Here is a 10,612-nt window from a genome sequence, read left to right as displayed (position 1 = left end):
GCATGACGCGGTACCGACCAACGGTCGGTACCCACCAGGGCAAGGGGAGTGCCGACCAACGGTCGGCACCCACCAGAACTCATGGCCCCCGCCAGAACAGAGGGCCGAGGGGGAGTGGCGCCCCACCGGGGGGCCCCCCCCCGGGGGGGGGGGCCCCCCCCCCACCCCCAACGACCAACAACATCATGAAAGCCAACGACATCAAGAAGGGCAACGTCGTCGAGTACAACAACGGCGTGTACCAGATCCGCGACATCGAGCGCAGCTCGCCGCAGGGCCGCGGCGGCAACGTCCGCTTCCGCTTCATCATGTACAGCGTGCCGGGCGGCAACAAGCTCGATGCCAGCTTCGATGCCGACGACAACCTGGTCGAAGTCGAACTGCTGCGCCGCCAGTCCACCTATTCGTACAAGGACGGCGATGCGTTCGTGTTCCTCGATGACGAGGACTACACCCCCTACACCCTCGACGCCGACGTGATCGGTGACGACGCCGGCTACATCACCGACGGCCTGACCGGCATCTACGTGCAGGTCATCGACGAGCAGCCGGTGGCGATCCAGCTGCCCGCCTCGGTCGTGCTGGAAGTGATCGAGACCCCGCCGGAACTGAAGGGCGGCACTGCCACCAAGCGCCCGAAGCCGGCCAAGCTGAACACCGGCATCGAAATCATGGTGCCGGAGTACATCGCCAACGGTGAACGCGTGCTGGTGAACACCGCCACCGGCGAATTCGCCGGCCGCGCCGACTAAGTGTCCCGGGGGGGGGGGGGGGGGGGGGGGGCCCCCCCCGCGACCACCTCCTGTAGAGCCGAGCCCATGCTCGGCTGCTTCTGCTGATGCATCGCGGGCGAAGTGCAGCCGAGCATGGGCTCGGCTCTACAGAATTACGATTATTTGCTGCCGAAGTTGCCGCAGCCGTGGTACTGGTGCGCGCCGATGGTCAGCATCGCCTTGGCCTCGAATGATTCTCCGCTCATGCCGTCCTGGCAGGTGGTGCGCTGGAAGCTCAGCTTGATGGGCGTGCCATCGGCGGCGTTGCCAGCCCAGCCATCGGCGCCCGCGGTGGGTGCGGCAACCTGGAAACGGCGCTCGCCATAGTCCACCTCGACCTGCAGGCCTGGCGCGTCGCCGTCGACCACGGCCAGCCAGCCGGGTTCATTGCCGCTGGCACGGAACGCTGCGGTGCCTGCGCTGCCGTTGCCTTCGGTTTCGCTCGCGGCGGCACTGTCCGTCGCCGGCTCAGGCACGGGGCCTGGCAGGTCGGCGCCTGCCGCTGCGGCGGGGGCTGGTGCCGGCTGGCACGCGGTGAGGATGATGCCCAGGGAGGCCGCCAACAGGCTGGGAGCTGTACGCATGGCTCGACTCCTTGTCGATACTGCTGAGGACACCTGACCGTACCACCTTGGCAACGGCAGGGCCTGAAAGCCGCCTGACCGCAGCCCCATGCATGCGGCAATCAGCGAACGGCCACGCCCGCTGCCGGCGCCGCTGCCTGCTCCCGCAGCCGGTTGCCGAGTGCGGCCAGGTTGGCATCGATGTCATCCAGCTCCTGCCGTTGTCCGGCAGGCAGCTCTGCGCGCATTTGCTGGCGCAGCGACTGCCAGGCAGGCACGGCCGCGGCACTGGCGGCGGTCACGGCCTCGGCAACCACGGCCTGCTCCTCGGCCAGCGGCAACCCGTAACCGGCATCGGCCAGCAACCGGCCCGGCCGCAACCACTGCCCGCTCTGTTCCAGCAGGCCACGCAGCTGCGCGGTTGCCGGGCCGTCCGGCGACGCCAGCAGGCGACGCTTCAAGCTATCGCGCGCACGCAGCTCGGCACGGCGCTGCGCGGCCTGCTCCAGCAGCAGCAATCCGGCGCTGGCGCGCACATCGCCCTGCTGCAGCCACGGCGCGCGCTGCCGCGCGGGCAGCTTCAGCCAGCCCCGAACATCTGCCGCTGGCAATGCACTCTGTGCCGCCGCGACCGCAAACAGCTGCTGGTAATGATCGCGTGCGGATGCGAAGTAGTAGCCCTGCGCCTGCGCACTGGCAGGATCATCAAGTACCCGCGCATCCAGTACTTCCAGCCGCGCCAGACGGCGGCGCAGGCCGCGCGGGCTCAGCTGGGCCAGGCCCGCCTCGCCCAGCCGCGGCACGCCGGCCTGCAGCAGCTTGGCCGTTTCCACCGCACAGTTGTTGCTGACGAAGTAATAGCGCCCGTCATAACTCCAGTGCACCTGCGCAGTCCGCTCGAGCAGGCTGGCAATCTCGCTGCGGTCGAGCTTCAACGGCAACGACTGCAGGCCGCGCAGCTCGACCTTGGTGTATTCGTCCACCACCTGCTGCAGCGGCAGCACGAACAGGCGCGACGGATAGCCGCCAGTCAGGCCGCGCCAGTTGGAAATCTGCACGTCGCCGACGAATGCACGGAACGACAGGACGCGGTGGTACTGCAGATCCAGCCGGCACTCGGGCCCCGGCACGCGGCCCGGGCGGCAGATCACCAGCCGCAGCATGCTGTGGCCCCAGCGGCTCATCGGCTGCGCACTGCCTTCGGCCAGCAGGTAGTCCACGGCATAGACGCGCGAAGGGTCCAGCTGCAGCAGCGACGCGGCGCCCTCCTCCTCCTCGGCCTGCAGCAGCGGCACGGTACGCCCGCACTGCGGCGCCGGCAGCGACGGCGGCGTCCCGAAATGCTGCTGGTACCACTGCGCCATGGCCGGCCGGCGACAGGCGAATTCGGCATCGAGCACGAAGCGCTCGGCGTTCACCGCCAGGTATTCGGCAGGGTCCTGCAGCTCGTAGGGATCCGGGCTGCGGTCACTGAAATGGTTGGCGCCACGCCCGAGGTGCCAGGGCCTGCGCTGCCACCCGGCCAGGTCGCGCCAACGCGCGCTGCGCGACCAGTTCGCGCCGCTGCGGTCGGCAACGTGGGTCAGTTCATGGATCAGTGCGCTGCGGCGCGCACGGCGCGCACCGGCCTGGCTGTCATCCAGCAGATCCAGGCGCAGGGCGATGCGCCCGGCGAATGCGCGGCCGTGTACCTGTGCCGGCAGATCATCGCGCCACGACACCCGTACCTGCGCGGGCAAGGCACGCAGCAGGCCATCGGGCAGCAGCGCCTGCACGTCGTCCAGCGTCTGCCGGGCGAGCTGCTGTTGCGGCCCGCTCAGTCCGGCCGGATCGAGCTGCAGGCGATCGGCGGCGTGCGCAGCATGCGCGATCAGCAGTAGAGCCACGCCATGCGTGGCTGCGTTCCGTGCAGATGTCATGGAATTGCCGGCCAGCGGCCGGTACTACCGGAAGGCCGGATCAGCGCGCCAGCAGCGCGCGGGCCAGCTGCAGGTCACTCTGCTGCTGGGCAGCGGCATCCTGCTCGCGCAGGTGCACCAGTGCCGCCTGCAGGCGTGCGCCACGGATCTGGCCATCGCTGGCAACGAAGGCAGCCGCGTCATCGCGCGCCGCCAGCACGACCTTGTCATTACCCGAACTGCTGCCCGAGGTGCCTGCCGAAGAAGCGGAGGCCGAACCGGCCGACGTACCGGCAGACGAGCCGGCAAAGCTGGAAGCGAAGCCGGCCAGCGGCAAGGACAGCAGGGCGAGCAGCAGAAGCGGACGGGTCATCGTGGTCAGGCCATCAGTGGGTATGCATGGAGCGTAATGGTTGCGTGAAGTCTTTGCCTGCATCAGACGTCGAACAGCTTGCCTGGATTCAGCCGCGCGTCGGGATCGAACGCGCGCTTGACCGCCTTCATCAGCGCGATTTCCGCCGGTCCGCGCGTGCTGTCCAGGTAGCCCTTCTTGACCAGGCCGATGCCGTGCTCGGCGGAAATGCTGCCATCGAAGCGCGCCAGCACCTGCGCCAGCAGCTTGGTGACGTGCTCGCACTGCGTTACGAAATCGGCGTCACTGGTGTCATCGGGTTTCAGCACGTTGATGTGCAGGTTGCCGTCACCGATGTGGCCGAACCAGACCACGTCGAAATGCGGATACGCCTCGCCGATCAGCGCCTGGGTCTCGGCCAGGAACGCCGGCATTGCCGAGATCCGCACCGAGACGTCGTTCTTGTACGGCTTGTAGCGCGCCACCGCCTCGGTGATGCCCTCGCGCAGGCGCCACAGCTGGGCGGCCTGGGCATCGCTGGCGCTGATCACGCCATCGCTGACCCAGCCATTGCCCATGCAGTCCTCGAAAGCCGCCATCGCGGCCGCTTCCTGCGCCTCGTCATTGGCGGCGAATTCGGTGACCACGTAGTACGGGTGCACCTCGTCGAACGGTGCCTGCGCACCGTGCGCCAGCACGTGTTCGAGCGCGCGCTCGGTGAAGAATTCGAAGGCCTGCAGCTGCAGCCGCGCACGGAAGGCGGCAAACACCTGCATCAGCACGTCGAAACTGGGCACCGCCAGCAGCATCACGTTGCTGGCCGGCGGCGGGTCGGTCAGCTTCACCGTGGCCTCGACGATCACGCCCAGGGTGCCTTCCGAACCGATCATCAGCTGGCGGAAGTCGTAGCCGCTGGAGTTCTTGATCAGGCCCTTGTTGAGTTCCAGCAGCTCACCGCTGGCGGTGACCGCCTTCAGCCCGGCGATCCATTCGCGGGTGTTGCCGTAGCGGATCACGCGGATGCCGCCGGCATTGGTCGCGATGTTGCCGCCGATCGAGCACGAGCCGCGCGCCGCGAAATCTACCGGATAGATCAGGCCGTGTTCCAGCGCAGCATTGTGCAGCGCCTCGAGCGGCATGCCCGCCTGCACCACCAAGGTGCGGTCGACGGCGTCGTAGTACAGCGCCTTGTTCATCCGTTCCAGGCTGAGCACCAGCTCGCCATTGGCCGCCACCGCGCCGCCGGACAGGCCGGTGCGGCCGCCCGAGGGCACCACTGACACAGCCTCGGCCGCGCTCCAGCGCATCACCGCCTGCACCTCCTCCACCGTTGCCGGCAGGGCAATGGCCAGCGGGGCCGGCGTCCAGCGCCGGGTCCAGTCGCGGCCGTAATGCTCTAGGTCGGCAGGGTCGGTCTTCAGCTTCAGGCCGGGACAGGCCTGCTGCAGCGAGGCGATGCGGGAATCGGTCATGACAGTCCAGCGCGGTGCGTGAAGAACGGGCAAGCGTGCCAGTGGCGCGGGCCAGCGTCCAGCCCCGTCAATCGCCAGCAGATGGCTACGAATGCAACTATTTCCGCACTGCACCATGGCCCCGGCGTTCTGGCATAGTGGTCAGCCCCTGTCCCACTGGCCGTGCCGCACCATGTCGCCGAAGAAGACCTCGTTCCCCAAGCAGGATATCCGCGTGCTGTTGCTGGAGGGGGTCAGCCAGACCGCCGTGGAGGTGTTCACCTCCGCCGGCTACAGCCAGATCGAAGCGCACAGCAAGGCGCTGCCGGAAGACGAACTGAAGGCGCGCATCGCCGAGGCGCACATCGTCGGCATCCGCTCGCGCACCCAGCTCAGCGCCGAGGTGCTGGCCGAGGCCAAGCGCCTGATCGCGGTGGGCTGCTTCTGCATCGGCACCAACCAGGTCGACCTGGACGCGGCCGAGCTGGCCGGCATCCCGGTGTTCAACGCCCCCTATTCCAACACCCGCAGCGTGGCCGAGCTGGTCATCGCCGAAGCGATCATGCTGACCCGCGGCATTCCGCAGAAGAACGCCGAATGCCATCGCGGCGGCTGGTCGAAGTCGGCCAGCGGCAGCCATGAAGTGCGCGGCAAGACCCTGGGCATCATCGGCTACGGCCACATCGGCACCCAGGTCGGCGTACTGGCTGAATCGCTGGGCATGCAGGTGATCTTCCACGACGTGGAAACCAAGCTGTCGCTGGGCAATGCCCGCGCTGCCGCCAGCCTGGACGACCTGCTGGCGCGCGCCGACATCGTCACCCTGCATGTGCCGGAGACCCCGTCCACGCAGTGGATGATCGGCGCCACCGAGCTGGCGAAGATGCGCCCCGGCGCGCACGTGATCAATGCCGCGCGCGGCACCGTGGTCGACATTGATGCCCTGGATGCAGCGCTGGCCAGCGGCCATATCGGCGGCGCCGCGCTGGACGTGTTCCCGGTCGAGCCGAAGGGCAATGGCGATGTCTTCGAATCGCCGCTGACCCGCCACGACAACGTGATCCTGACCCCGCACGTGGGCGGCAGCACGCTGGAAGCACAGGACAACATCGGCATCGAGGTGGCGGCCAAGCTGGTGCGCTACAGCGACAACGGCAGCACCCTGTCGGCGGTCAACTTCCCGGAAGTGACCCTGCCCGAGCACGCCGACAGCCTGCGCCTGCTGCACATCCACCAGAACGTGCCGGGCGTGCTGTCCAAGGTCAACGAGATCTTCTCGCGCCACAACGTCAACATCGACGGCCAGTTCCTGCGCACCGACCCGAAGGTGGGCTACGTGGTGATCGACATCACCGCCAGCGAGGAGCAGGCCGGCGCCGTGCGTGACGAGCTGGCCGCGATTCCGGGCACCCTGCGAACCCGCATTCTGTATTGATGAAGGCGTCGCCGGGGGGGGGCCCCCCCCCCCCCCCCCGGGCCCGGCCGGGGGCCCCCCCCCCGGGCGGGGGGGCGCATCCCGGCGGAAATGCATCCGGCACCGCGCCAGCCACGCATGGCGTGGCTCTACTGGGTTGTACCGCGCCAGCCACGCATGGCGTGGCTCTACCGGGTTGCAGACGCGTGGCATGGCTCTACCGGGTTGCAGTAGAGCCACGCCATGCGTGGATGCCTGTCAGCGGGCCAGCCAGCGGTTGGCCATGCGCTGCATCGATTCGTCCGATGCCGGATCCGCGGCGACCTCGGCCACCGGCCGCCAGGCCAGGTCGAGGGATTCCTCGCTGAGCACGAAGGCTTCGCCGCCCACGGCACGGATCACGAAACGCACGTCGTAGTGCCAGTGGCCCGGTACGTCCTTGCGCTCGGGAATCCAGTGCTTGTCCAGGTCGAAGATGGCCGGGTCGTCCAGCACCAGGCCGGTCAGGCCGGATTCCTCTTCCCCTTCCTTCAGCGCCACCCGGGCCAGGTCGCGGTCGCCATCGGCGTGGCCGCCCAGCTGCAGCCAGCGCTGCAGCTTGCGGTGGTGGGTCAGCAGCAGGCGCTGGCCATCGGCACTGACCAGCCAGCAGCTGCCCGTGAAGTGCCCTGCCAGACGTTCACGACAGAAAGGATCTTCCGGATCGTCGATCAATGTGCCGAATTCGGCAGCCAGCGCGTCGTGGGATGGCTCCCGGCGGGCGTAGTCCTGCAGCAGCCCACGCAGGTGATCGTCAAGCGCGGCAAGGGATTCAGCGGATTGGTCCATGAATGCGGGGATATCGGAAAAATACTGCTCATTATCGCCGTTCATTGTTGCGATTGCGCTTGTGCGGTGGCTTCAGCTTTGGCTAAGGTACAGCGGGCCGTTCGCACGGCCTTCACCATTCCAGGCCGCCGGCAACGCATCGGCGGCCCCAATCCGATCATCAGGAAAGTTCTGCATGCTGAAAGCACTGTTGAGGGTCAAGCCGGTCCAGCCGGCCGGGCACGTCGATGCTGGCGAACCCATCGAAGGCAGCCTGGACGGCGAAGCCACGTTGAAACGGACCCTCACGGCGAAACACCTCATCATGCTCGGCATTGGTGCGGTGATCGGCGCAGGCATCTTCGTGCTGACCGGCCAGGCCGCGGCCAACCATGCCGGCCCGGCGGTCATGCTCTCGTTCGTCATCGCCGGCTTCGCCTGCGCGCTGGCGGGCCTGTGCTACGCCGAGTTCGCGGCGATGATGCCGGTCTCCGGCAGCGCCTACTCCTACTCCTACGCCACCCTCGGCGAAGGCATGGCCTGGTTCATCGGCTGGTGCCTGGTGCTGGAGTACCTGTTCGCCTCGGCCTCGGTCGCGGTGGGCTGGTCGGCCTACCTGATCAGCTTCCTCACCAGCACGCTGAACATGCCGTTCCCGGATGCGCTCAGCGCAGCGCCGATCGCCTGGACCGGCAGCGAGTTCGTCGCCTCCGGCAAGCTGTTCAACCTGCCGGCGGTGCTGATCATCGCGGCGGTGTCGGGCCTGCTGTATGTCGGCGTCACCCAGTCGGCCTTCGTCAACGCGATCATCGTGGCCATCAAGGTCACTGTCATCTGCCTGTTCATCGGCATCGGCGCGGCGCACATCGATCCGGGCAACTGGCACCCCTTCATCCCTGAAAACACCGGCCCGGGCGAGTTCGGCTGGAGCGGCATCTTCCGCGCCGCCACAATCGTGTTCTTCGCCTACATCGGCTTCGATGCGGTCTCCACCGCCGCCGGCGAGACCAAGGACCCGCAGCGCAACATGCCGATCGGCCTGCTCGGCTCGCTGGCCGTGTGCACCATCGTCTACATCATCGTCTGCGCGGTGCTGACCGGCATGATGCCGTACCACCTGCTGGGCACCGACAAGCCGGTGGCCACCGCGCTGGAAGGCTACCCGCAGCTGGCCTGGCTGAAGACCGCGGTCGAGATCGGCGCCATTGCCGGCCTGTCCTCGGTGATCCTGGTAATGATGATGGGCCAGACCCGCATCGCCTACACGATCTCGCGCGACGGCCTGCTGCCGAAGTTCTTCGGCAAGGTCCACGCCCGCTTCCGCACCCCGTACTGGGCCACGATCGTGGTCGGCGTGATTGCCGCGGCGCTGGCCGGCCTGGTACCGCTGAACGTGCTGGGTGAACTGGTCTCGATGGGCACCCTGCTGGCCTTCGCTACCGTCTGCATCGGCGTGCTGGTCCTGCGCTACAGCAAGCCGGACCTGCACCGCCCGTTCCGCGTGCCGGCCGCCTGGATCATCTGCCCGCTGGGCGCAGCCACCTGTCTGTTCCTGTTCTGGCAGGCGTTCGTGGTGCATTGGCACCTGTTCGTGGGCTGGACCGTGCTGGGCCTGCTGATCTACCTCGGCTACGGCATCCGCAACAGCAAGCTGGCCAAGTCCTCCTGATGTGCCTACGGGCCGGCCCCTGCGCCGGCCCGTCCGTTTCTCCCCGCGCGCCGGCAGCGGCGCGCTTCGAAAAGATCGACATCCATGTTCAAGCAACTGTGGGCCACCAAGCACCCGCATGCCGCCCATGAAGACGCCAACGGCCTGAGCCTGCGCCGCCACCTCGGCCCGTGGGGCCTGACCGCCCTGGGCATCGGCGCGGTGATCGGCGGCGGCATCTTCGTCATCACCGGCCAGGCTGCGGCCAACCACGCCGGCCCGGCCATCATGCTGTCCTTCGTGCTGGCGGCCATCTGCTGCGCCTTCTGCGCGCTGGCCTACGCCGAGTTCGCCTCGATGGTGCCGGTCTCCGGCAGCGCCTACACCTACACCTACGCCACCTTCGGCGAGCTCTCGGCCTGGTTCATCGGCTGGATGCTGGTGCTGGAGTACGGCGTCTCGGCCTCGGCGGTGGCGGTCAGCTGGACCGGCTACTTCCTCAGCCTGCTCAGCCAGTTCGACATCCATCTACCGGCGTCACTGGTCAGCGCGCCACTGGATGCGCAGCTGCGCCCGACCGGCGCCATCGCCAACCTGCCCGCGGCCGGCCTGGTGCTGCTGCTGACCTGGCTGTGCTACGTCGGCATCAGCAAGTCCTCGGCGATGAACATGGCGATGGTCGTGCTGAAGACCGGCCTGATCATTCTTGTCATCGTCGTCGGCTGGAAGTACGTGGACACCAGCAACTGGACCCCGTTCATTCCGGCCAACGAAGGCCCCGGCAAGTACGGCATGGAAGGCGTGCTGCGCGGCGCGGCGATGGTGTTCTTCGCCTACATCGGCTTCGAGGCGGTGTCGGTGGCGGCGCAGGAATCGAAGAACCCGCAGCGCGACATGCCCTTCGGCATGATGGTGTCGCTGGTGATCTGCACGGTGCTGTACATCGCCATGGCGGCGGTGATGACCGGCCTGGTGCCCTACCCGCTGCTGGGCACCGACGAGCCGGTGGTGACCGCCGTGGCCGCGCACCCGCAGCTCGGTTGGCTGCGCTGGGTGGTCGAAGTCGGCGCCCTGATCGGCCTGTCCTCGGTGGTGCTGGTGATGATCATCGGCCAGCCGCGCATCTTCATGATCATGGGCCGCGACGGCCTGCTGCCGCCGGTGTTCACCAGGATCCACCCGAAGTACCGCACCCCGCACATCAATACGGTCATCACCGGCATCGGCATCGCCCTGCTGGCGGCGCTGTTCCCGCTGGACATCCTGGGCGAACTGACCTCGATGGGCACGCTGATCGCGTTCACGGCGGTGTGCGCGGGCGTGCTGATCCTGCGCCGCACGCAGCCGGACCTGCCGCGTCCGTTCCGCATGCCGATGGCGTGGCTGATCTGCACCCTGGGCGTGCTGAGCTGCCTGGCGCTGCTGTCGGCGATGACGCTGCACAACTGGATGCTGATGGGCGTGTGGACGGTGGTCGGGTTCGTGATCTATTTCGGTTACGGGTTCAGGCACAGCCGCCTGCGGGGTCAGTAAGGGGTTTTTGTAGTGCAGGGCCTGCGGCCCTGCACCCGCTGGAGCTGGAGCAACTTCCAGAGCAACGGCTGGGTTGAGGGTTTGGCGGGGAGGCATGGGTTCGCGGGGGACGCCGTGAATCCATCCCTGGAGGCTTGGCCGCGGCATCCATGCCGCGGACACCCCCGCCCACC

At 67.8% G+C, this 10,612-nt stretch carries 9 protein-coding genes; 4 read left to right on the top strand and 5 right to left on the bottom strand.

Features of this window, described 5'->3' with window-relative positions; all coding sequences use genetic code 11:
• Positions 1–185 precede the first annotated feature (185 nt).
• Positions 186–752: an elongation factor P-like protein YeiP gene (gene yeiP, locus IAE56_RS19105; RefSeq protein ID WP_079221730.1), complete on the top strand. Its 567-nt coding sequence runs from the start codon at positions 186–188 to the stop codon at positions 750–752.
• Between the two features lie 140 nt (positions 753–892).
• Here yeiP and IAE56_RS19100 read toward each other — a convergent pair whose 3' ends face one another.
• The 4 genes from IAE56_RS19100 to IAE56_RS19085 all read right to left on the bottom strand — a co-directional run bounded on the left by IAE56_RS19100 (position 893) and on the right by IAE56_RS19085 (position 5,058).
• Positions 893–1,357, bottom strand: a complete 465-nt coding sequence (locus IAE56_RS19100; protein ID WP_200753614.1) for a hypothetical protein — start codon at positions 1,355–1,357, stop codon at positions 893–895.
• Between the two features lie 101 nt (positions 1,358–1,458).
• Entirely contained in the window at positions 1,459–3,255 is a 1,797-nt protein-coding gene (locus tag IAE56_RS19095) for a DUF4105 domain-containing protein (RefSeq protein ID WP_200753613.1), read from the bottom strand.
• A 40-nt stretch (positions 3,256–3,295) separates the two neighbouring features.
• A complete protein-coding gene (locus IAE56_RS19090) occupies positions 3,296–3,607 on the bottom strand; it encodes a DUF2388 domain-containing protein (RefSeq protein ID WP_200753612.1) in 312 nt (103 codons plus the stop codon).
• A gap of 62 nt (positions 3,608–3,669) precedes the next feature.
• Positions 3,670–5,058, bottom strand: a complete 1,389-nt coding sequence (locus tag IAE56_RS19085; protein ID WP_200753611.1) for an FAD-binding oxidoreductase — start codon at positions 5,056–5,058, stop codon at positions 3,670–3,672.
• 172 nt (positions 5,059–5,230) lie between these two features.
• Between IAE56_RS19085 and serA the strand changes: the two genes are divergently transcribed.
• Positions 5,231–6,472, top strand: coding sequence for a phosphoglycerate dehydrogenase (serA, locus tag IAE56_RS19080; RefSeq protein ID WP_116864590.1), 1,242 nt, complete (start codon positions 5,231–5,233; stop codon positions 6,470–6,472).
• A 237-nt stretch (positions 6,473–6,709) separates the two neighbouring features.
• Here serA and IAE56_RS19075 read toward each other — a convergent pair whose 3' ends face one another.
• A complete protein-coding gene (locus tag IAE56_RS19075; protein WP_200753610.1) occupies positions 6,710–7,324 on the bottom strand; it encodes an NUDIX hydrolase in 615 nt (204 codons plus the stop codon).
• 130 nt (positions 7,325–7,454) lie between these two features.
• On the opposite strand from IAE56_RS19075, the gene IAE56_RS19070 reads away from it, so the two are divergent.
• Positions 7,455–8,927 (top strand): amino acid permease, encoded by a 1,473-nt coding sequence (locus IAE56_RS19070; protein WP_200753609.1) that lies wholly within the window; start codon positions 7,455–7,457, stop codon positions 8,925–8,927.
• A gap of 84 nt (positions 8,928–9,011) precedes the next feature.
• A complete protein-coding gene (locus IAE56_RS19065; RefSeq protein ID WP_108768721.1) occupies positions 9,012–10,439 on the top strand; it encodes an amino acid permease in 1,428 nt (475 codons plus the stop codon).
• Positions 10,440–10,612 lie beyond the last annotated feature (173 nt).

The organism is Stenotrophomonas sp. S41 (genome assembly GCF_016624625.1).
In the GTDB taxonomy this organism is placed as follows: domain Bacteria; phylum Pseudomonadota; class Gammaproteobacteria; order Xanthomonadales; family Xanthomonadaceae; genus Stenotrophomonas.
This window is presented reverse-complemented; position numbering and strand designations above follow the sequence as displayed.